Genomic DNA, 22,034 nt, shown 5'->3' on the forward strand with positions numbered 1-22,034 from the left:
TTGTCGCTCCCGATTCCCGTTCAGACCAACGGCAACTCGACATCGGCAACCGATTTGACGAGTACCATGCCATCCTGGTTGGACAGGGTAAGCTGCACCCGGACCAGCGGCGCGCCCCACTCGGTGACGTCACGCTTTTCGACCACTTCGGCGTCGAAATAGGTAACGTCGCCTTCAAACGCCGGGCCACGGAAGTCGGACTTGATCCAGCGGACCATGCCGTCATTGCCAGCCCAATAGGCGATATAGTCGGTCGCCCAGGCCTGCATCGTCGCGCCATAGCCATAGGCGCGGCTCATGCCGACCTCGCCTGCCTTTTGATCGTCGACGTGACCGCGCGACGGGCCGAGATAGAGGCCGTCGCGCTTGCGCGGGTCGATCAGCGCCCCTTCCTCGTCAAACCCGAAACCATCCGCCCAGCCCGGATCCTGGTTCACCCACGGATCGTCGACGCCAGCCGGCGCGACCCAGTCCATGCTGCCCCAGATGTTGAACATGAAGGCGCGATATTCGGTGGCGAAGGTCGCCTTGGTATGCGGGCCGATCACACGGCGCACCAGCTTGTCGCCGACCGACACATCCTCCCAGCGGGGCGATACGCCCTCCCGATAGGCCATCAGCCAATTATGGCGCACCGCATCGACCTGCTCCAGCTCGGCGTCGGACCAGCGCTTCAATTCGCCCAACATGCTGTCATACATGCCGCGCTTTTCGGCTTCCTCCTTGAGATAGCGGATGGCGGTCGAGCGCGCCTTGGCAACGAGCGAGCCGTCCTGCTTGTAATGCAACGTATCGCCGCGCGAGAACATGGTCGGACCGGCGAATTTGGTGTCGGTGACCTTATAGTCGTGGAAGCGGCGCTTCTGGGTCAGATGGTCGCCCGGGCGGATGCGCGCGCCATAATACCACCATTCCTCGCCACCGAAGATCAGGTGCGAATCCTTGATATAGCCGACGCAGGCGGGCGCGCAGCCATGGCCATAGTCCATGCACACCGCGATCGACTGGGGCGCCACCAGACCGCCGAACTGGCTATGCGCCGCGAAGCGGGGATCCCAGTGGACCGGATTGGGATAATCCATCGCCATCACCCAGCGGCGCAGATCGCTCGACGTCAGCGGCTCGCGAATCTGACCGCCACCGATTTCCGTACCGACGCGCTTGTCGACATCGCTGAGGTCCATTGTCACCATCTCGTTCATCTCATCCACTCCCTCTTGCGCTGCTTCAGCGATTCACATCGACGACGATGCGGCCGCGCACCTTGCCCGCCAGCAGGTCGGACGCGGCGGCGATCGCCTGCTCCAGCCCGATTTCCTCAGCGATCAGATCGAGCAGGGCAGGATCAAGGTCGCGTGCAAGCCTTCCCCACGCCGCCATGCGCGGCGCGCGCGGCGCCATGACGCTGTCGACGCCCAGCAGGCGAACGCCGCGCAGGATGAAGGGCATCACGGTGGCGGGGAAATCGGCGCCCTGAGCGAGTCCGCACGCCGCGACCGCGCCGCCATAGCGCGTCTGGGCGCAAGCATTGGCGAGCGTGAAGCTCCCCACGGAATCCACGACACCGGCCCAGCGTTCCTTCTGGAGCGGTTTGCCCTTCTCCGACATGGTAGCGCGGTCGATCACGTCATCTGCGCCCAGTTGGGTGAGATAATCTGCCTCCGCAGCCTTGCCGGTCGAGCCGATCACGGTAAAGCCGGCCTTCTTGAGCAGGGCCACGGCAACGCTGCCGACGCCGCCGGTCGCGCCCGTCACCAGCACTTCGCCCTGATCTGGCGTGACGCCGGACCTGACCAGCGCCTCGACGCACAGGGCTGCGGTATAGCCCGCGGTACCGATCGCCATCGCCTGACGCGGGGTGAAGGCATCGGGCAGCGGCACCAGCCAGTCGCCCTTGAGCCGAGCGACCTGGGCAAGGCCGCCCCAATGGCCCTCCCCTACTCCCCAGCCATTGAGGACCACCCGATCGCCGGCCTTCCAGTCGGGATGCTCCGAGGTCCGGACCGTGCCGGCCAGGTCGATGCCCGGCACCATCGGAAATTTGCGAACGACCGGTGAAGCGCCCGTGATCGCCAGACCATCCTTGTAGTTCAGCGTCGAATAGAGGACATCGATAGTGACATCGCCTTCGGGCAGTTGCGCTTCGTCAACCTGGCTGAGCGTGACGCTCTGCTGGTCGTCGGTCTTGTCGATGAGGATGGCGGAAAACATCGGCTATTCCTTCCGGGAATGGGATGAGGGAGATTGGGGCAGACCTTCACGGAGGCGATCGGCAATGTCGGGAAAACGCTCCGGCCGCATCGAGCCGTACATGCACAGACGCAGCGATTCCTGCGCGACGCGCCGGGCGAGGTCGCGGCGCTCTTCGTCGGCGCGCGCGTGCGACTGCGCCCAGACTGGCCAGAGGAAGGCCCCCGCCAGCATCATGACGGATAGCACCTCAACGTCGATGCCGCCCTGCGCAAGATCGGTGTCGGCGAAACGCTGCAACGATCCTTCATATTCACGCCAGAAAGGGTCGGCCATCGGATCGGGCGAAGCCAGCAGTTGCATCAACCAGATGCGGCAGAGTTCGGGATTTTCCATCGCGAAGATGGCCAGGCGATCGGTCGTGTCGGCGATATCGACCTGCTCCACGCGCCGTTCGCCGATCGTTTCGGGATCGCCGAAAACGGCGCGGAACATGCGGTCGGACACCCAGTCGGCGGTCGCCTGGATCAGTTTGTCGCGCGTTTCGAAATGCTGATAGGCAGTCCCCCGGTTGACGCCGGCCAGTACGGCGACTTCGGATAGGCTGATCCCTTCGGGACCATCCTTCGCCAGCAGAGCGCGCGCCGCTTCCAATATCGCCTCCCGTGTCGCCTCGGGGTCGCGGGACCGCCTTTTTCGTGCTTCCGTCATGCCGTCATTCCTTATTTCTCAGGCCCCCCGGTGATGTTGCGTATGAATGCACGCGACGAAGGGCCCACCGATCCAGCGGCGCAAGTCAACATCAGGGGTGCCTATCCGGCAAGAGCACTTAATGACCACCATTGTTCATTATCTTACGCTGCCCGCCTGCACGGGAGTCAACCAGAGCCATCCCATCATCGCCGCCACGAAGAAGCAGCCGATTGCCGAGCCATATGACGGCAAAAGTCCGGGCGACGTGGAGCGCCGCCCGGCCGAATGCTCATGCCAGGGCGCGCCTGCTTCAGCGCGAACCGAAGAAGAAGCGGAGGTTCACGCCAAATTCACGCGGCGGAGTCACCGTAGCGCCAGTATAGGTGCTGGTGAACGTCGCCGCCGTGGTCGTCGCCCCGGTCGCGGTGAAGCCCGTAATCTGCTGGTAAGCGGTGAAGAGCGGCGTCGTGCGCGTCAGCACCTTCGTCGTGTCGAACAGATTCTTGGCGAACAGCGATATTTCCCAGCCGCCGTCCGGATCGCGGATGCCAGCATAGAGATTGGCCAGCGCATAGGCGCCGACATCGTCGAAATTATTGGCGGGATCGCCCTGCGACTTGCCGTTGTAATTGACGAGGCCACGCACGAAGCCATCTACCTTGCCGGAAAGGGCGGTATGATATTCGCCCTGGAGAGTCGCGGTGAAGGGCGGCATGAAGGACGCCCGCTGCGACACGGCGCAGGAGGAGATATTGTCAGCGCCGACCGCCGCCTGCAACTGCGCCAGAGTGGGCGCAGCGCCGACCGGATCAGGCACGCCATCGCCGTTCAGGTCGTTGCAGGGAATATTGCCATTCTGGATCTTGCCCAGCGAATAGCTGGCAGTCAAACCAACATTCAGGCTGCGGGTTACATCGACGTTCAGTTCGCTTTCGATGCCGTTCACCTCGACCGGCACGGCACCCACGAAATTGAACGAATTGACCTGCTGCGCCGTCCCGGTCACCTGGCCGGCCGCATTGCGGATCGCCACGGTGTTGACATAATAGACGCCATTGTTCGGTACGCGGAACGGGAAATTCTTGTACTTCTGGTGATAGGCCGTGACGTTGAAGCGCGCGCGTCCACCCCACAAGGTGCTCTTGAAGCCGAGTTCGTAGGACTTGGAGGTTTCCGGCGGCAGGTTCAGGAAGCTGTTTTCCAGCGCCGACTTGGCGATGTTGAAGTCGCCAATGACATTGATCCCCGGACGCATCGAGCTGCCCGTCGCAGCATAGACCAGGAAGTCCGGCGAGAAATTATGCTTCACCGATGCGCTGTAGATCAGCTTCTTGAGGTTCTGGCTGTCGGCCGCAATCCTGTTGCCATTGACGAACAGGAAGTTTTCCGAATCATATTTGATTTGACGCAGGCCCCCGGAAACTTCGGTCGCTTCCCCGATATGCGCCGTCAGGTTGCCGAAGAAGGATTGTTCGTGCGCACCGCCGGTACGCTGAATATCGGACTGCACGATGGATGCGATGCCACCCCCGAAGGCCGTCGGCAAACGCACGATCGTCGGCGAGGTGAGGCTGGTAGGCGGCGTCAGCTTGTTGTCGAAGAAGCCGATCACATAGTCGAAGATGCCGACGACCCGCTCTTCATTCTGCAGGCGGATTTCGTGGGATGTCGCCTTCGCGATCGTGTCGGTGATCTGGTTGACGTCACGTCCGATGAAGAAATTGCCGCGATCGATATTTTCAGTGGAGTGGAAATCCTGCTTCGACCATTGACCCTGGTAGATCAGCCGCTGGCCGGCCGCCGCCAGTTCGGCGCGCCAGTTGAAAAGGTCGATCCGCTGATTGATGATGCGTGGCTGTTCCTGGATCGAACGCCGGTCCTTGGCGGTGATCAGAACGGGGCTGGGCGCCGCGTTCGGATTCGCCTCGCTGAACGAGATCGATTGATCGTAAGTCCGTGCGTCGCGATCGAGATATTGGTAGGTACCCTCCAGCTTCAGCCAGTCGGCTGGCTCGATCGCCCCCACGACGCGGAAGCTCTTGGTGCGCGAATGCGGATCGGGCGCGCCCGCGCCGCGCGTCAGTGGCCGAATGCGGTCAACCTCATTTTCATCCCACACGCCCGAAACGCGCAGACCGGCCACGCCTTCGATGATCGGCAGGTTCAGCGCGCCCTTGAAATTCAGCGTACCGATGTCGTTTCCGGTCCAGTCGACATAGCCGCCAAACTGATTGAGATCGGGCTTGCGCGACGTGATGGTGATCGAGCCGGAGGGAGAAGCGCGACCACGCAGCGTGCCTTGCGGCCCGCGCTGCACTTCGATCTGGCCGATGTCGTACATCTGCTGCAGGACGATGCCAGGGGAGATCGGGGCGTCATTGAAATAAAATTCGACGGTGCCGTTGTTGCCACTGGCATTGGCGTCGAAATTAACGCCGCGCAGACGGGCGTTACCGCCGATGCCGTTGGCGTTGGTGGTCAATTCCAGACCGGGAGCAAGCGACTTCACCTCGGTGAACTCGCGGAAATTGAGATTGCCGATCGACTGGCCGGTGACTGCGTTGATGACGGCCGGCACGTCCTGCACATCCTCCTCGCGGCGACGGGCCTGAACGATGATGGTCGGTGCATCGAACCCCGCATCCTGCGGCGCCTCCTGCGCCAGTGCCGATGCCGAAGCAGCCAGGGCGGCAATGCTCGTGCCCATGAGGTGATATGCGGTCATGCGCTTCACTTGGTCTCTCCTCCCCTGATCGACGCCGCAGCGAATCCTCCGTTCGCTATCGGCGCAACGCGGTCGTTTCTGTTTCTTTGCGAGTGCCGTTATGCCCGAACCAATTGCCGTGCGAAGCCCTTAACCAACAGGTGTGTCTATATATCGCTGTCGCGATTCCCCTCATATTCCCACTGCTTTCACGCGCCATCGCACGGACAATATTCCCGACCAACATTGTCTTCGCTGCAAGTGGCAAGGCCGATGATTTTGAGGCATGAGGTCGCGATGGAACAGCCCCTTGCCCACCGCCGGCGCAATCGCGCCTATGAGGAAACGCACAGGAGCCTGATCGAGACGGCCGTTACGCTCATTTCGCAGACCGGGGTGGCCGGACTGTCGATCGCGGCGCTGGCGCGCGCGGCCGCAATCGACCGGACCACCGTCTATTATCACTTCCGCGCACGCGAAGACCTGCTGAAGGCCGTGCGCGCATGGTCCGCGCAGCAACTGGCCGCAGCCTTCACCGGCGCGGACTCACAGGAAGAGCGAATCGATCACATCACCCGGTTCGTGCTGGACCATCCCGCACTGATCCAACTGTGGATCGCCGATTTCCTGACCGGGACCGACATAAGGGACAATTATCCCCATTGGGATTCACTGGTTGCAGGAGTCGCGGGCACGGCTGCCCAAAGTGGCGTCGATCCCGAAATCTTCTGCACCTTGCTGATCACGGGCGCCGTGATCGGACCGCGCGTGGCTATGCCGCCGCCATGGCGCGGGCGCTGGTGGGGGGCGACCATGACCGCGACTATTTCGCGCTGTTCCCCAATTTCTTCCTGCTCGGCACCCCCGCACAGCATTTTTCCCATGTCGTCTATCCGGTGTCGGCGACACGGTCGCGCGGTGTGATCCGCATCTACTGGGTCGGCGACGACAGCAGCGCCAGCGAACGCTTCGCCCGTGAACATGCGATGGCGACGGCGCGGGACATTCATGCGGAGGATCGCGCGGTGATCGAGGCGGGCCAGCGTGGCCTGTCCAGCGGGGCGCTGACGCATATCCACTTTCAGACCCAGGAAGCGCTGTGCCGACATCTTTATAACGGCGTTCGCGACGCGGTCGAAGCCTGGCGGGCGGAGGGAGTGGCATGAGAGCCCTTCTGCCCGCCGGCTTCGAGGCCCTAGAACCATTTGTCGACGGCTGGGCCGTGGACGGCGCGGCCGCACGGGCGGCGCGCCGAACGGCATCGTCCCGCCAGGAACGTCAGACCTTTTTCGACGCCGCCAGCCCTCTTGTCGGCGCAGCGCTGGATCGGTTGGACAACACAGCCCTCACAGAGCATGATGCCGCAGAACGACGGCTCATGCTGCTCTGCCTCTCGCTGGCGCATGTCGCGCAGGCGGTCGAGGTGCAGGGCGACGACGAGGAGCGGCACGCCCTCCATCGGGAAGCGATGCGGATCACGCGCGCGGCGGCGGATCATTGACCGGGAGGACGCGATGAACCTTGGCCTTGCCGGACAGGTAGCGATCGTCACCGGTGCAACGGCGAATATCGGCCGAGCCATCGCGCTGGAACTGGCAGCGGAAAGGGCGATCATCGTCGCGGTCGGGCGCGATGGCGCGGCCGGCGCCCGCGTCACCGCGCAATGCCGGGAGCGCGGGGCGACCGCCGCCCATTTCCTTTCGGCGGAGCTGACCGATCCCGATGCGGCGACCCGGATCGCCGCAGTGGCGGAAGCGATCGGGCCGGTGGCGGTGCTCGTCAACAATGTGGGCGGCAATGTGGGCGCCGGCTTCTTTGCAGAGTCCGACCCGGCTACATGGAACAGGGACATCGACCTCAACCTGGGCACGGTGTTGCGCATGACCCATCCCATGCTACCTGCGATGATCGCGCGGAAAAGCGGTGCGATCGTCAACATCGGGTCCACCGCCGGTCTGGTCGGGGATTATATGCTGCCGGTCTATTCGGCGGCCAAGGCGGCGGTCCATGGCTTTACCAAAGTGCTGGCCAAGGAAGTCGGCCAGCATGGCGTGCGCGTCAATTGCGTCGCCCCCTATGGCACGATCTCGACCGACCCCGACGCCTTCAGCAAGGGAAGCCGCTTCAATCCCGACGACGGGTTTTTCCGCAAGGCCTTTGCCGGTGCCAGTCCCGATGACATGGTCCGGCGCGCGCGCCGGACGGTGCTGGGACGGCCGGTCGCGACCGCGCAGGAGGTAGCGACGCTTGCGGTGTATCTGGCGAGCGACCGGGCCGGCTTCACCACGGGACAGGTCTATGCCGTGGACGGCGGCAGCCTGCTTTAGCGCCGATCGACATTCAGATGATGACGGGCGCTAGTCTGGCGGGCCGAAACGGAACACGACCAGCTTGTTGCCGTCCAGATCGCGAAAATAGGCGCCATAGAAGCCATCGGGGTCATCGCCCCGGATGCCCGGCTTGCCCTCGCAGGTACCACCCAGTTCCAGCGCCTTTGCGTGGACCGCATCGACGGTCGCGCGGCTCGCCGCCTGGATGCCGACCTGGTTGCCGTTGCCGGGGGTCGCCTCCCCTTCGAACGGCTTGCCGATCAGCAGCATTCCGCCGTCGGCGGTCTTATAGGCGACAACGTCAGGCCGGTCGAAGGCGCGCATGGCGCCCAGCAAAGTGGCGATGCCATCGTAGAACGTCTTGGCGCGATCCAGGTCGCGGGTGCCGAAGCGGGCAAGACTGATCATCGTTATTGTCCCTTCCTCTTCATCGTCCACCCATCGCCGCCCAGCGATCCGGCTCCATCCAGACATATTCGGTATAATGGCCGAGCCAAGATCGCGTATCGAGATAGAGGAACTCCAGCTTGCCCGGCGTCCCGCCCTTCAGCACGATCGGGAAGGGCTGCTCCGCGACCCGCGTCATCAGCGCGTCCCAGTCATCGACGACATGGCAGACATGGTGGAAGGCCAGCCGGTCATCAGCGGGCAACGCATCGCGATAGATGGCGAGGACGTCGCCCCCCTTCGGCTCGATCAGTTCATAGTTGAGATCCTCGACCCAGACGAAGGCGAGCTTCTGAACGCCCGTCCCCTCGCCCTGCGGCGTCCAGACATGGACCGGCACCTCGATCTCGTGCAGCGCGCGGACGTCGGCCCGAGCCCGGAACTCAGCGACCGCCTTGTCGACGTTTCGCGTGACATAGGCATTCTGATAATGGCGTCCCACGATCATGGTCCGTCCTCTCCCGATTATCTTTACAACGAAATGGACAGATAAACGGCACTCGCCAACCATCCCATCTGTCGATCGCCAGCCCTATCGTCGATATCGGGCCAAAGCGCGCATCAGCCAGCCTTGGGCAGGCGGCGCTGGCGAAACTGGCGCGGGGTCGCGCCGGTCGCGCGGCGAAAGGCGTAAGCGAAGCTCGACGGGGACGCGAAGCCGAGCGCGAAGGCGATTTCCTTGACGCTCTCGCCCGTCCCCAGATGGCGCTTGGCCATGTCGATGCGGATCTGCGCAACATGGTCGCCGATCGAACAACCGCGACTAGCCCGGAAGCCGCGGGTGAGCTGGCGCACCGACATGTTGCAGAGCGCCGCCAGTTCCTCCAGCGGCGGCGGCGGACCGGGCTGGTGCAGCCGCTCGTCGAGCCGCCGCAGCCGCCAGGAGGCGAGTCCGCCGGTGATTGGTCCCTCGGCGATCGCCTGGCAATAGCGGGCGACCTCGATCGCCAGTTGCTGCGCGATCAGTTCCGCCAGCATGTCGCCGCCCGGCCCCGGATGCCGCACTTCTTCCGCCAGCCGCAACAGGCAGGCGCGCATGTGCGGATGCGCGATGTCCAGCCCCGCCGCCAGCCGTCGGTCGGTCCATTCGATGCCGCCGTCGAGCCAGCGGTCGATGGTCACGGCGGGAATTTCGCACACGACCGACGCCTGTCGTCCGCCCGATTCGCTGCGGATATGAATCCCTTCCCCCGGCGGCACGAGGAAAATCTCCCCCAACGGTTCATAGCGATGCGGGCCCCAACGTTCGCGATAGCAGCCCCGCGCCTTTTCCGGGCGGGGCGTCAGGCACAGGTCGAGCCAATAATGATCGGCGCGGCGGAACAGCCGGTCGGTCGGCTGGGCGAGATGCAAGCGCATGATCCGCACCTTCGCCGAGGACACGACCAGTTCCGCCTCGAAGGTGGAGTCGGCGTAGGTTTCCAATGGCGGCATCGCCCTCTCCGGCTGACATGGTCTTGGCCCTGTCGGTGGATTATGACCCGATTGCTACAGTCAGGTCAATTGCGACCCGCGCCGCTCTCCCCGACACTCTGCGCCAAGCGAACGACCGCCAGCGGGCGGCGATTATGCAAGGAGAGCGGTGGTGACGGGTCTTTTCGACTGTTCGGAGAAGGTTGCGCTGGTGACGGGCGGCAATGGCGGCATTGGGCTGGGTTTTGCGCGCGGGATCGCGAAAATGGGCGGGCAGATCGCCATCTGGGCACGCAACGTGGACAAGAATGAGGTCGCCAAGGCAGACCTGCTGGCGGCAGGTGCGAGCCGCGTCGAAACCTACCAGGTCGATGTGGCGTCCGAAGCGGCGATCGTCGCGGGCTATGCACAGTTGCTCGCCGATTTCGGGCGGATCGACTGCGTCTTCGCCAATTCGGGACGCGCCTCGCGCAGCCGGTCGGTGCTGACGCTGGATTCGGCCGAATGGCATGACCTGCTGGCGGTGAACCTGCATGGCGCCTTCTTCACCCTTCGCGAAGGCGCCAAGGCGATGGTCGCGCGCGCCGACGCCGGCGAACCGGGCGGCAGCCTGGTCTATTGCGGCAGCCTGTCCATGTTCCACGGGATGCCCGGCATCAACAATTATGCCGCGTCCAAGGGGGGCATGGGCGCGGCCGTGCGCGGCATGGCGGCGGAACTGGGCAAATATGATATCCGCGCGAACAGCATCGCGCCCGGCTATGTCAAGACGGGCATCGGCGGCGACCAGGGGATGAGCGAGGAGATGAAGGCGCGCATGGCCGCGGTCGACGCGCATTTTTCCGCCAAGACGCCGATCCACCGGCCGGGCGCGATCGAGGATTTCGAGGGGATCGGCGCCTATCTCTGTTCCGACGCGTCCCGCTTCCACACCGGCGACACGATCGTGATCGACGGCGGCAGCCTGATCTATCCCCCCTACGCCTTCTGAAAAGCGGAGAGCGATGATGCGCCTGCTCACCATCCATGACGTGAACGATGTGCGGCTCGACCCCTATCAGCGTCCCGAACCAGGGCCGAAGGATGTGGTCGTGAAGATGAAGGCCTGCGGCATCTGCGGCAGCGACCTGAGCTACATCAAGGCAGGCGGCATCCCGCGTCCCGGCACGAAGACCGCGCTGGGCCATGAGGGCGCAGGTGAACTGATGTTCGTGGGGGACGAGGTTTCGGGCGTGTCCGTGGGCCAGAGCGTCATCATCAACCCGATGATGACGCCGAGCTATGTCGGCAGCGGCGGGCCGGAAGGCGCCTTCACCGAGGAACTGCTGGTCCGCGACGCGCGGCTGGGCGACAGCCTGCTGCCGATCCCCGAGGGCATATCCTATGACGTGGCGGCGATGTGCGAGCCGCTGGCAGTGGCGATGCACGGGGTCAACCGGGCGCAGGCCAAGGCCGGCGACAGGATCGTGATCTTCGGCTGCGGGCCGATCGGCCTGGGCATGATCCTGTGGGCGGTCGACCGGGGCTGCACCGACGTGATCGCGCTCGATCTGGCCGAAGAGCGGCTGGAGCGCGCGCGCGCGCTGGGCGCCCACACGATCAACCCCGGCGCGGAGGATGCAATCGCACGGATCAAGGAGATTCACGGCACGGTCATGGTGTTCGGGCGCGAAAAGGCGTCGACCGACGCCTATATCGACGCAGCCGGCGCGCCGTCCATCCTGCATGACGTGGTGACGCTGGCCAAGACCCATGCTCGCCATGTCATCACGGCGGCTTACCTCAAGCCCGTCGAACTGCCCGCCGGGCCGATGCTGACGACCGAGATGACGATCACCACGGCGGTCGGCTATCCGATCGAAATGCCCGAGGTGATTGCCGCCATGCCGCGCCTGAAGGAGCGGATCGCGGCACTGATTAGCCACCGGCTTCCTTTCGACCGGGTGATCGAGGGGCTGGGCATCGCCGCGCAGCCGCAATCGGCCAAGGTGATGATCGAATTCGACGGAGCGGGCGCATGAGCATGGCCGCCGACACCAGGCCACAGACGCCGCTCGGCGCGCTGGTCACGTCCGGGGACGGGCAGAACGAAGCCGTCCGGATCGCCGACGGTATCCTCATGGTGAAGGATATTTCCAACGCCTATCTGGTGACGACGCAGGATGGCGACCTGCTAGTCAATACCGGCTTTTTGGGCAATGGTGCGCGCAACAAGGGGCTGTTCGCGCCGCACCGCACCGGCCCGCTGCGCCGCATCATCCTGACCCAGAGCCATGCCGACCATTATGGCGCGCTACCCGAGCAGCGGGAGGACGGGACGCAGGTGATTGCCGGCGCGGGCTTCACCGAGACGGCCGATTATTTCGACCGGCTCGCGCCCTTCCTCGCCCGCCGGTCGGGGAAATTATGGGCGTCGATGACGCGCCGCGACGGGCCGCCGCCCAAGCCGCCGGTCATCGTCCCCGACATCGAGGTCGCGACCGGCCTGGCCTTCACCCAGGGCGGACGACGTTTCGAACTGGTCAAGACGCCGGGCGGCGAGACGCTGTGCTCCGCCTTCCTGTGGATGCCCGACGAAGGGATCGTCTTCACCGGCAACCTGTTCGGCCCGGTCTGGCGCGCCATGCCCAATCTGGTGACGATCCGCGGCGACCGGCCCCGGCTCGTGCGCGCCTATCTCCGGTCGGTGGAGCAGGTGCGGGCGCTGGACGCAGACCTTGTCATTACCGGCCATGGCGATCCAATCCGGGGACGCGATGCGATCCGCGCCGACCTCGACCGGATGCACGCGGCGGTCAGCTATCTGGAGCGCGAAACCGTCGCGGGCATGAATGCGGGACGGAGCGTGCAGGATCTGATGCGCGACATCGCCCTGCCCGACGACCTGAGGATCGGCGAGTTTCACGGCAAGACGGCCTGGGTCGTGCGCGCCATATGGGAGGAGAATGCCGGCTGGTTCCATTATGCCGACGGAACCACGGCGCTCTATGGCGTGCCGCGATCGGCGGTCGATGCCGACCTTGCCGAAATGGCGGGCGGCGCGGGCGCACTGGCCGCCCGCGCCCATGCCCATGTTGTGGGCCGGCGGCCGCTCGAAGCGCTGCACCTGCTCGACATCGCGCTGCATGTCGCGCCCGATCATGACATGGCGCTGGGCGTCAAGAAGACCGCGCTGGAGCAGTTGCTGGCCGCGAGCGGCGGCACCAACCTGTCGGAAACCATGTGGCTGAAGGCGGAAATCGCCGAGGTCGAGAAACGCCTGGCCAGCCAGATGCAAGAAGGAGAAGGATGATGACAACCACCACCGCCGGGCTGGACGCGGACGCGATCGTCGCGGCCGCCCGCGAGCAGACGGGTCTGACCGATCTGGGCGACGACGCGATCCTGGAAGGGCTGAACGTCCTGGTCGACGCGATCAATCGGGAGGCGAAGCTGACCGAGGCGGCCCAGGGGCGCTGGGCGCAGCAATTGACGGCGACGCTCGCCAATCGGCTTCAGGTCGAGGATTATCTGGCGAAGCATCCCGCGCTGCTGGACGCGCCGGTCGTAAAGCCCCTGTTCGTGTTCGGCCTGCCGCGCACAGGCACGACGCTGACCATCAACCTGCTCAATGCCGATCCGGCGCGGCGCAGCTTCCTGCGCTGGGAGGCGTTCAACACGGTCCCGCCAGCCGCAGCCGGCGCACTGAGCAGCGACCCGCGCTATGTCGCGGAGCAGGCGCGGCTGGACATGATGCTCAAATATGCACCGCATATCTCGGCCATGCATCATGAGGATGCGGACAGCCCGACCGAGTGCCAATTCTCGATGGCGCCGTCCTTCTGCGCCCAATATTATGACTCGGTGCTCAACATCCCGAGCTACCAGAATTGGCTGTTCTCGACGAGCTACCTGCCCGCCTTCCGCTACCAAAAGCGGCTGTTCCAGCTGTTGCAGGAAAATAATGGCGGCCAGTGGACGCTGAAGAATCCCTGGCACCCGCTGTTCCTGAATGACCTGACCACCATCTATCCCGACGCGCAGCTGGTGATGACCCATCGCGATCCGGCCGATGTCGTCGCGTCGGCGTGCAGCCTGGTCTATCAGGTGCGCAAGATGTTCAGCGACGATGTCGATCCGGTCGAGGTCGGCCGGTCGCAGTTGCGCACCTTCGACCTGATGATCGAGCGGATGCTGGCCTATCGCGCGGCGCATGGCTGGGATGCGATCCACGACATCCAGTATGACCAGCAGCTGGCCGATCCGATCGGCGAGATGCGGCGGCTCTATGCGCGGTTCGACACGCCCCTCACGGCGGAGGCGGAAGCCGCGATGCAGGCGACGCTGAGCGCCAACCCCCAGGGCAAGCATGGCAAGCACAGCTATGCGCTGGAGGATTACGGCTTCGATCGCGCGGGCATCCACGCGCATTTCGAGGATTATATCGACCGCTTCGCGATTCCGGTGAAGGGGTAGGAGGCGCGAGGGGGCGTGTCGCCCCCTCCCCACTCCGTTCAGCCGTCGCGCGCCATGGCGAAGCTGTGGCGCAGATGGGCGAGATGCCCGTCCGGCACGGGCGGGAAGAGCAGCGCATCGTCGGTGGCGCGAATGGCGTCCATGTCAGCCGCGATCTGCTCGATGCTCCAGTCGGGGCGATATACGCCTTGGCTTTCCATCACATAGGCCCGCGCCACGCGACCGGCCATGGCGACGAGCATTTCCCCGGAGATCGCGCAATCCTCATGTGCCAGATAGCCGACGGCAGGCGCGACCTGCTCCGGCTCCATCGGCGGATAGGCGCTGGTGTCCAGCCCCTCGGCCATGCGGGTGACGGCGCCGGGCAGGATGATGTTGCTGCGAATATTGTGCGGCGCGCCCTCGATCGCGGCGACATTGCACAGGCCGATCATCCCCGACTTGGCGACGCTGTAATTGACCACCCCGGCATTGCCGTAGAGGCCGTTGATCGACCCGGTAAGGATGATCCGGCCATAGTTGGCCGCGATCATGTGCGGGAAAGCCGCACGCATCACATGGAAGGCCCCGCGCAGATGGACATCGAGCACCGTCTCGAAATCCGCAGGGGACAGGTCGGCGATAGCGCCGCGCCGGACGATCCCGGCATTGTGGATGAGGATGTCGATCCGGCCGAACGCCCCGACCGCAGCGTCGATGATCGCCTGCCCCCCTTCGGGCGTCGCGACGCTGGCGGTGGAGGCGACGGCCTTGCCACCCGCTGCGCGGATTTCATCGACGACCGCCTGGGCAGGTCCGGCGTCCGTCCCCTCCCCCTGCATCGACACGCCCGGATCGTTGACGATGACCGCCGCGCCGCGCGCCGCGAGCAGCAACGCATAGGCGCGCCCCAGCCCCCGCCCCGCCCCGGTGATGACCGCCACCCGGCCGTCAAAGCGCATCTCCTCCATCCGTCGGCTCCTCTCCGTCATCTTCCCTGCGATCCTAGCGACGAAGGCCGGACGCAGAAGGGGCGTCGCCGCATATCGCTGCGGCGACGCCCCTCTCTCCACCCCTGTAACGGATCAGCGCGGCTTGCCCGGCAGTTCCGCGATCGCCGTGCCGAAGGCCGAGACTTCACCACGATGCGTTTCCGCGCGCTGCTGGATCTCGACATATTTCTTGCCGTTTTCCTCAAACTTGCGGATCACGCTGCCGTCGATGAAGATCACGTCCCCATCGGGATTGTGGCGACGGATCTGGCACTTGGCCTTGTGCAGGAAGCCATCGTCGCCGATCCAGTTGGTGATCTGGTGGGTCAGCCAGGAACAGCGTTCCGGACCATAGTCATAGGCGCCCGGCGCGCCCACCTCCAGCGCAAAGGCTTCGTCCCAATGGACGCGTTCCGGGCAGTCGGGCACGTTGAAGCGGTTCTTGATGCCCGTGCCGGGATGCTTCTGCTGCATCTTCCAGGCGAGCTTGTTGGCGCGGATATAGAGGCCGCCCCAACCCTGGGCGTAGCAGATGAAGCCGGTGACGGTCATCGGTCCCTTCATCATGCGCGGCAGTTCGTCGCCGACATTGACGTCTTCCCAATAGCGGGGCGTGGCGCCGCGGATGTCTTCCTGCTCGTAGAGCTTGTACATCTCGGCAAGCTGTTCATCGGTGAACGGCTCTACGCGGCCGCGCGCCTCGGTATATTTGGTGCCGCGTTCGCGGGCCTCGTCGCGGTCGGTGCGGAACACCCAGCTGTCGGCTTCGCAGACCTTGTCGCCCTGCTGGTTGAAGAAATCGACATGATAGATCTGCTGGAAGGACCGTCCGGCAAACCGGGTCTGATGCTCGACCAGATCCTTCAGATAGGCTTCGGTGCGGATCGAGTCATTGCGCAGCACCGGCTTGTGCCAGGTCCAGTCGGCGCCAGCCCACATCGCGTGGACGCCCGACAGGCCGCCGCAATAGCCGGAGATGATGCGGCTGGTGGTGAACAGGAAGCTGGGCAGCGCGACCAGCGAGCCATATCTGGTCTTGGCCGCATAGTCCGGGTCGCACCACAGCGGATTGTCGTCGCCGATGCCATGGGCATAGTGGCGGATCGCGTCGCGCGTCGCTTCATAATTCCACGGTTCGACCGTGTTCTCGATCTTGACGCCAATGCGCTTGCGCAGGTCGTCCAGCCCCTCCTCGGTGATCTTGGGGAATTTGTTGGTCGGGGCGTCCGCCAGTGTCGCCATGCTGCTTCTCCTGTCCTTAATGGGTGAGTAGGGCCGCCTTCGCGGCCTCGCGATCGCGCAATATCTTGCGATGAACCTTGCCTGCCGGCGTCTTGGGCAGCTCGGTGACGAACTCCACGACGCGCGGAAATTCATGCTGGGCGAGCCGTTCGCGGGTGAAGTCCTGCAATTGCTTCACCAGCCCGTCGTCGCCGTTGCGATTGGCGATGACGAAGGCCTTGACCACCTGCCCGCGCTGATCGTCGGGCACGCCGATGACCGCGCATTCCAGCACCGCCTCATGCTTGAGCAGCGTATTCTCGATCTCGACCGCGCTCATCGTCCAGCCGGCGGAGATGATGACGTCGTCGGCGCGGCCGCAATGGTAGAAATAGCCATCGCCGTCAGTCCTGGCGCGATCCTTGGTGGTCATCCAGCCGCCGCCACGCCAGAGCATCAGTTCGCCGATCTCGCCGGGTTCGCACACGCTGCCGTCGGGCCGCTGTACTTCCAGCCTTTGTCCCGGCACCGCTTTGCCCAGCGATCCGGGCTTCACGACGAAATCGATGGCGCCGGGATAATTGACCAGCACGACGCCGATTTCGGTCGTGCCATACATGGAACAGGCCGGCACCTGGAAATAGCGGTCGATCCACTCCAGCGTCGCCGGGTCGATCGGCTCGCCGGTGAAGCTCAGCTTCTCGAAATGGAAGCGATAATCGGCCGCCTTTCCGCTGTTCTTCATCATGCGATAATGGGTCGCGGCGGCTGACATATTGGTGATGCCATGATCGTCCAGCGCCTTCATCAGCCGCACCGGATCGAAGCGGCCGGCAAAAGTCCCGGTCGTGACGCCCAGCGCCAGCGGCGCGAGCGTGCCATGCCACAGGCCATGGCCCCAGGCCGGGGACGACGGACAGAAAAACGCGTCGCCCGGACGGATGCCGGTGCCGTAGAGCGCAGCGAACATCAATGTTACCAAGGTCCGGTGGCTGTGCCTGACGGCTTCCGGCAATTCGCGCGTAGTCCCCGACGTATATTGAAAGACGGCGAGGTCATTCGCCTTCGTCTTCGGGGTGTAGCTGGCGGGGAATGCGGCGATCTTGTCCAGCAGCCCCTCATCCGCGACGACGACCCGCGGCCCATCGAGGCTCCGCGCCAGATCGGCCTTTTCTGCATTGGTGATGAGGATGGCCGGCTTGCAGTCATCCACTCGCAGGCGCAGCGCATCCGGCCCGAACAGAGTGAAAAGCGGCACGGAGATCGCACCTGTCTGCATCGCACCGAACAGACAGACGTAGAAAGGGAGCGAGGGTTCGAGCATGAAGGCGATGCGGTCGCCGGGCCGGACGCCCTCGGCATCCAGCCAATGGGCGAACCGCGCGGCGCCAGCCGAGATCATGTCGAAGCTCAAAATCTCGTCACGGCCCCCATCGTCTCCATTGACGGCATGGGCGATGCGGACGGCGGGCCGGCCCGACCCGTCGGCGTGGCGGGTGATACATTCATACGCGATATTCAGATGCTCGCGGTCTCCGTCGAACAATTCCCACAACGCCGCCGAGTTCGCGTGCGCCTGCGCGTCGGCATAGCTTCGATAGTCGGTCAGCTTCGCCATGGGCTCGTCCGTTCCATTAATCCTGGTGAACGGCGTTCCGCCGCTCCTTCCTGGACCAAGGGGATGTCACGACGACTCAATTGTTGTAAATGCTGAATGATATTCTATATTTTGAATGATCGTCCATCGCCCGGACGATGGAGCCTCTGCATGACCCAGCCTGCCCTCCCCCCTTCCACCGTCCGCAAGGTCGCCCGCGCAGTGAAGGAGAGCAAGGCGCCCGCCATAGCCCGGGCCGCCGCGATCCTGCGGCTGCTCGGGCGAAGCGACCGGCCGCTGGGCGTCCAGGCGATCGCCAAGGAACTGGGGCTGGTGCCATCCACCTGCCTCTATGTGCTGCGCGCGCTGGCGGAGGAGGAGTTGGTGTCCTTCGATCCCGACACCAAACGCTATGCGCTGGAGGCAGGGGTGCTGACGCTGGCGCGCCACTGGCTGCGGCGCGACCCGTTCAACGATCTCGCCCAACCGCTGCTCGACCGGCTGGCGCACCGTTTCGGCCTCACCATGCTGGGGGTGCAGGCGGTGGGCCTCGATCACATGATCGTTGTCGCAATGGCGCAATCGGGCAGCGGCTTCCAGCTCAGCACCCAGATCGGCAGCCGCTTTCCCGCTCTCATAAGCGCGACCGGACGCTGCATCGCGGCGTTCGGCGAGCATGACGAGACAGAGTTGGAGGCGCGCTTTCACCAGTTGCGGTGGGACGCCCCACCCAGCTTCGACGACTGGATGGCGCAGGTCCGCCAGACGCGCGCGCAGGGCTTCGCCGTGGATGAAGGACACTATATCGCGGGCGTGACCGTGGTCGCCGCCCCGGTGTGGAAGGGCGCGGGGCGACCCGTCCACGCCCTCGTGGCGATCGGGATCGGCGGGGCGCTCGCGCGCAGTGGCGGGCTGGCCGAACTGCAGCGGTCGCTGGTCGAGGCGGCGCGGACCTTGTCCGACCAGCTAGGCGGCGCGTAGCGCCAGCACGCTACCTTCGGCGTCGCCCGACAGATACAGTGTCCCATCCGTGCCCGCCGCCACGTCGGCAAAGTTGATCATCGGTCCCGCCATGTCGCCGATCGGGCCGAGATATCTGGGCGTGACACCCGGAGGTGCGCCGACCGGGAGATGGGTGGCAAGCAGTGCGCGCTCGTCACCCGCGCGCGAACAGGCTACCAACGCCTTCGCCCGGCTGTCGAGCGTGACGAGACGATCGCCGCTGATCGCCAGCCCTTCGGGCCGGTCCAGCCCGTCCAGCAGCGTTTCGGCCCGGCCACCCGACAGCCGCACGATGCGCCCGGCTCCTGCTTCGGTAACATGGACCACGCCGTCGGCGTCGATCGCCACGCCCGTCGGCTGGTCCAGTCCTTGCGCGATCGCCTCGACCGATCCATTGTCGGCGCGCAGCACGCGACCGCTGCCCTGTTCAGCAAAGATCACCGCGCCGTCGGGCGCGACGGCGACGCCCATCAGCCGGTCATGGCCATGGCTGAGGAAATCGCTCGCCCCCTCACCCGGCCGGTAGCGGGCAACGCTGCCCAGACCTGTGGTGACGATCCACTCGCCGGCCTGCGCGCCGGGCGCAACCCCGCGCATATAGCCCGGGCAGCCGGGATGGAAGATCATACCCGCAAGCTGTGGCGCACCACCCGGCTCCAGCGTATAGCCGAACGTGCCGTCCGCCACGAACAGCGCCCCGTCCGCGCCCATCGCCAGACCGAGCGGCCATTGCAGCGCGCGCGCGACCACTGGCCGAACCTTGCCCGGCGCGAGAATTTCGGTGATTTCGCCGGGAATGCTGGACACGAAGAGGCGGTCGCCGATGAAGGCCACATTGTCGAGACCCGGTCCAAGATCGGCCAGCACCTCGCGCACGCCGCTGACCGGGTCGATGCGCAGCACCTGCCCGCTGGCGACCTGCGTGGTGACGATGCGACCCTTGCTGTCGAACTTCACCGAATCCGGGACGCCCAGGTCGCCGGCGACGACCTCATGCGCGCCGGTGTCGAGATCGACCCGCCAGATCTGGTTCGCGCCCATGACCGGCACATAGAGCTTGCCGTCCGGCCCGACCTGGAACGCATTGGCCATGGGGATGCCGTCGAGGATAACGCGCGGCGCGCCGCCGTCGATCGCCAATTCCAGGATGCGCGCGCCCATGCGGCATTCGCCCGCGATCAGGCGGCCCTGATGCCAGGTGATAGGGTTGGCGACCGGAATATCGCCATGGATCACGCGCGCCTGACCGCCGGGCGTCAGCATCGACACGCGACCCTCGGTAATCTCGGTCAGATAACAATTGCCCGCCTCGTCGAACACCAGATCGTCGGGCGCGACGATCGCGCCGCCCATCGGGCTGATCGTGTCGATCGTTCCGCTGTCGACATCGATCGCACTGACCTGGCTGCCGCCGACCTGCGCGACATGCAGCCGGCCGTCGGGGCCGACCGCCAGGCCGTTTGCGCCATAGAGGCGGCTGGGTGGAGTGAGGCGCTCCAGCGTCCAGCCTTCGGCCGCCGCCATGCCGGTCGGCGCGATGCGGCCAATGAGGTCAGGCATAACCAAGCATGGATTTGACTTCGAGATATTCATGGAAGCCGAACTCGCCCCATTCCCGCCCGTTGCCGCTGCGCTTGTAGCCGCCGAAGGGGGCGTGGAAGTCAAAACCGCCATTCATGCTGACCCAGCCGGTGCGCAGCCGCCGCGCCACTCCGTGGACCAGATCGGTGTCGAGGCCGTTCACATAGCCGGCCAGGCCGAAGGGACTGTCATTGGCGATGGCCACCGCATCGTCGATATCGTCATAGGGAATAATGACCAGCACCGGACCGAATATCTCCTCCCGCGCGATCACCATGTCGTTGGTGCCGAGGAATAAGGTGGGGCGGACGAACCAGCCGCGCTCGATGCCGTCGGGACGACCGGGGCCACCGGCGATCAGGGTCGCGCCTTCCTCCAGCCCCTTGGCGATATAGTCCTGGATGATGTTGTACTGGCTCTTCGACACCACCGGACCCATGGCGACATCGCCCGCCGGGTCGCCCACCGTGACGCTGTCCGCCGCCGCCTTCGCCGCCGCCAGCGCCTCGTCAAGGCGCGCGCGGGGGACGAGGAGGCGCGATCCGGCGCTGCAGGTCTGGCCGCTATTGCCCATCATGCCCGCCGTCGCGCCCGCGACATTGTCGGCCAGCGCGGCGTCATCCAGTATGACGAAGGCGCTCTTGCCCCCCAGTTCGAGGCCGACGCGCTTGACCGTGGCGGCGGCATCCCTCTGGATCTGAACGCCTACGGGTTCGGAACCGGTGAAGGACACCATGTCCACATCCTCATGCGTGGACAGGGCCGTGCCGATGACGCTGCCCTGCCCCTGGATCATGTTGAACACGCCAGCCGGCACGCCAGCCGCATCGAGGATTTCGGCAAGGATCTGGGCGGAGAAGGGCGCGAGCTGAGGCGGCTTGAGGATCATCGTGCACCCCGTGGCGAGCGCAGGAAAAACCTTCACGCAAGTCTGGTTCATCGGCCAGTTCCACGGCGTGATGAGCGCGCAGACGCCGATCGGCTCGCGCCGGATCATCGTGGCGCCGCGCAATTCCTCGAACGGAAAATGCTCCAGCAGTTCGATCGCGGTCTGGAGATGGCCCGCGCCAAGGCCGACATGGAAGCCATTGGCAAGGCCCGAAGGCGCGCCCATCTCCTCGCGGATCGCCGCGCCCAGGTCGGGCAGGCGGCGCTGATATTCGGCCTGGATGGCGCGGAGCAGGTCGAGCCGCTGCTCGCGCGTCGTTTCCGACCAGACGGGAAAAGCGCGACGGGCCGCGGCGACGGCCTTGTCCACGTCCGCGACGGAGCCCAGCGCGATATGTCCGGCGACTTGCTCGGTTGCCGGGTTGATGACCTCGGCGGTTCGGGGTTCGACCGGGTCGACCCACTGGCCGTCAATGTAGAATTGCAGATGATCGCGCATGGGTCTCTCCATCGTTCGATCCTCTCGCCATGAGGGAGGATCG

At 65.1% G+C, this 22,034-nt stretch carries 21 protein-coding genes; 9 read left to right on the forward strand and 12 right to left on the reverse strand.

Annotated features, from left to right (window positions below; genetic code table 11):
- Positions 1 to 20: 20 nt before the first annotated feature.
- The 4 genes from A7Q26_RS00640 to A7Q26_RS00655 all read right to left on the reverse strand — a co-directional run bounded on the left by A7Q26_RS00640 (position 21) and on the right by A7Q26_RS00655 (position 5,617).
- Complete coding sequence (locus tag A7Q26_RS00640; protein ID WP_066855033.1) at positions 21 to 1,202, reverse strand: FAS1-like dehydratase domain-containing protein; 1,182 nt, start codon at positions 1,200 to 1,202, stop codon at positions 21 to 23.
- A 25-nt stretch (positions 1,203 to 1,227) separates the two neighbouring features.
- Positions 1,228 to 2,211: an acrylyl-CoA reductase (NADPH) gene (acuI, locus tag A7Q26_RS00645; protein WP_066855036.1), complete on the reverse strand. Its 984-nt coding sequence runs from the start codon at positions 2,209 to 2,211 to the stop codon at positions 1,228 to 1,230.
- Positions 2,212 to 2,214: 3 nt separating this feature from the next.
- Positions 2,215 to 2,901 carry a TetR/AcrR family transcriptional regulator gene (locus A7Q26_RS00650; protein WP_066855039.1) on the reverse strand — a complete coding sequence of 229 codons (687 nt, stop codon included), beginning with the start codon at positions 2,899 to 2,901 and terminating at the stop codon, positions 2,215 to 2,217.
- 292 nt (positions 2,902 to 3,193) lie between these two features.
- On the reverse strand, positions 3,194 to 5,617 hold the full coding sequence (locus tag A7Q26_RS00655; protein ID WP_066855042.1) for a TonB-dependent receptor: 2,424 nt from the start codon (positions 5,615 to 5,617) through the stop codon (positions 3,194 to 3,196).
- A 267-nt stretch (positions 5,618 to 5,884) separates the two neighbouring features.
- Between A7Q26_RS00655 and A7Q26_RS26210 the strand changes: the two genes are divergently transcribed.
- The 4 genes from A7Q26_RS26210 to A7Q26_RS00675 are packed head-to-tail and all read left to right on the forward strand — an operon-like array spanning position 5,885 to position 7,914.
- Entirely contained in the window at positions 5,885 to 6,511 is a 627-nt protein-coding gene (locus A7Q26_RS26210) for a TetR/AcrR family transcriptional regulator (RefSeq protein ID WP_198162796.1), read from the forward strand.
- Positions 6,439 to 6,753 (forward strand): SRPBCC family protein, encoded by a 315-nt coding sequence (locus A7Q26_RS24975; RefSeq protein WP_443018146.1) that lies wholly within the window; start codon positions 6,439 to 6,441, stop codon positions 6,751 to 6,753. The genes A7Q26_RS26210 and A7Q26_RS24975 overlap by 73 nt, the downstream gene beginning before the upstream one ends.
- Entirely contained in the window at positions 6,750 to 7,088 is a 339-nt protein-coding gene (locus A7Q26_RS00670) for a hypothetical protein (protein ID WP_066855051.1), read from the forward strand. The genes A7Q26_RS24975 and A7Q26_RS00670 overlap by 4 nt, the downstream gene beginning before the upstream one ends.
- A gap of 13 nt (positions 7,089 to 7,101) precedes the next feature.
- Positions 7,102 to 7,914, forward strand: coding sequence for an SDR family NAD(P)-dependent oxidoreductase (locus tag A7Q26_RS00675; RefSeq protein ID WP_066855054.1), 813 nt, complete (start codon positions 7,102 to 7,104; stop codon positions 7,912 to 7,914).
- Between the two features lie 30 nt (positions 7,915 to 7,944).
- On the opposite strand, the gene A7Q26_RS00680 is transcribed toward A7Q26_RS00675, so the two are convergent.
- The 3 genes from A7Q26_RS00680 to A7Q26_RS00690 form a co-directional block, all read right to left on the reverse strand.
- Positions 7,945 to 8,325 carry a VOC family protein gene (locus tag A7Q26_RS00680; protein WP_066855057.1) on the reverse strand — a complete coding sequence of 127 codons (381 nt, stop codon included), beginning with the start codon at positions 8,323 to 8,325 and terminating at the stop codon, positions 7,945 to 7,947.
- A gap of 19 nt (positions 8,326 to 8,344) precedes the next feature.
- On the reverse strand, positions 8,345 to 8,812 hold the full coding sequence (locus tag A7Q26_RS00685) for a VOC family protein (RefSeq protein WP_066855060.1): 468 nt from the start codon (positions 8,810 to 8,812) through the stop codon (positions 8,345 to 8,347).
- 113 nt (positions 8,813 to 8,925) lie between these two features.
- Positions 8,926 to 9,798 (reverse strand): helix-turn-helix transcriptional regulator, encoded by an 873-nt coding sequence (locus A7Q26_RS00690; protein ID WP_066855063.1) that lies wholly within the window; start codon positions 9,796 to 9,798, stop codon positions 8,926 to 8,928.
- 148 nt (positions 9,799 to 9,946) lie between these two features.
- On the opposite strand from A7Q26_RS00690, the gene A7Q26_RS00695 reads away from it, so the two are divergent.
- From A7Q26_RS00695 to A7Q26_RS00710, 4 genes are read left to right on the forward strand one after another with little or no spacing between them, the layout of a single operon-like run.
- On the forward strand, positions 9,947 to 10,768 hold the full coding sequence (locus A7Q26_RS00695; RefSeq protein WP_066855066.1) for an SDR family NAD(P)-dependent oxidoreductase: 822 nt from the start codon (positions 9,947 to 9,949) through the stop codon (positions 10,766 to 10,768).
- Positions 10,769 to 10,784: 16 nt separating this feature from the next.
- Entirely contained in the window at positions 10,785 to 11,798 is a 1,014-nt protein-coding gene (locus A7Q26_RS00700) for a zinc-dependent alcohol dehydrogenase (protein WP_066855358.1), read from the forward strand.
- Complete coding sequence (locus A7Q26_RS00705; protein ID WP_066855068.1) at positions 11,795 to 13,069, forward strand: MBL fold metallo-hydrolase; 1,275 nt, start codon at positions 11,795 to 11,797, stop codon at positions 13,067 to 13,069. Before A7Q26_RS00700 ends, A7Q26_RS00705 begins: the two co-directional genes overlap by 4 nt.
- Entirely contained in the window at positions 13,069 to 14,232 is a 1,164-nt protein-coding gene (locus tag A7Q26_RS00710) for a sulfotransferase family protein (protein ID WP_066855360.1), read from the forward strand. The genes A7Q26_RS00705 and A7Q26_RS00710 overlap by 1 nt, the downstream gene beginning before the upstream one ends.
- Positions 14,233 to 14,270: 38 nt before the next feature.
- Here A7Q26_RS00710 and A7Q26_RS00715 read toward each other — a convergent pair whose 3' ends face one another.
- The 3 genes from A7Q26_RS00715 to A7Q26_RS00725 all read right to left on the reverse strand — a co-directional run bounded on the left by A7Q26_RS00715 (position 14,271) and on the right by A7Q26_RS00725 (position 18,042).
- A complete protein-coding gene (locus A7Q26_RS00715) occupies positions 14,271 to 15,182 on the reverse strand; it encodes an SDR family NAD(P)-dependent oxidoreductase (RefSeq protein ID WP_066855071.1) in 912 nt (303 codons plus the stop codon).
- Positions 15,183 to 15,296: 114 nt separating this feature from the next.
- Positions 15,297 to 16,445: an FAS1-like dehydratase domain-containing protein gene (locus tag A7Q26_RS00720; RefSeq protein WP_066855073.1), complete on the reverse strand. Its 1,149-nt coding sequence runs from the start codon at positions 16,443 to 16,445 to the stop codon at positions 15,297 to 15,299.
- Between the two features lie 16 nt (positions 16,446 to 16,461).
- Entirely contained in the window at positions 16,462 to 18,042 is a 1,581-nt protein-coding gene (locus A7Q26_RS00725) for an acyl-CoA synthetase (protein WP_066855075.1), read from the reverse strand.
- 150 nt (positions 18,043 to 18,192) lie between these two features.
- Between A7Q26_RS00725 and A7Q26_RS00730 the strand changes: the two genes are divergently transcribed.
- A complete protein-coding gene (locus A7Q26_RS00730; RefSeq protein ID WP_066855077.1) occupies positions 18,193 to 19,002 on the forward strand; it encodes an IclR family transcriptional regulator in 810 nt (269 codons plus the stop codon).
- Here A7Q26_RS00730 and A7Q26_RS00735 read toward each other — a convergent pair.
- Both A7Q26_RS00735 and A7Q26_RS00740 read right to left on the reverse strand, forming a co-directional pair.
- A complete protein-coding gene (locus A7Q26_RS00735) occupies positions 18,988 to 20,583 on the reverse strand; it encodes an SMP-30/gluconolactonase/LRE family protein (RefSeq protein ID WP_066855080.1) in 1,596 nt (531 codons plus the stop codon). The two genes, A7Q26_RS00730 and A7Q26_RS00735, sit on opposite strands and share 15 nt — an antisense overlap.
- Entirely contained in the window at positions 20,576 to 21,991 is a 1,416-nt protein-coding gene (locus tag A7Q26_RS00740) for an aldehyde dehydrogenase family protein (protein ID WP_066855083.1), read from the reverse strand. Before A7Q26_RS00740 ends, A7Q26_RS00735 begins: the two co-directional genes overlap by 8 nt.
- Positions 21,992 to 22,034 lie beyond the last annotated feature (43 nt).

Origin of the sequence: Sphingobium sp. TCM1 (assembly GCF_001650725.1) — a bacterium.
Taxonomy (GTDB): domain Bacteria; phylum Pseudomonadota; class Alphaproteobacteria; order Sphingomonadales; family Sphingomonadaceae; genus Sphingobium.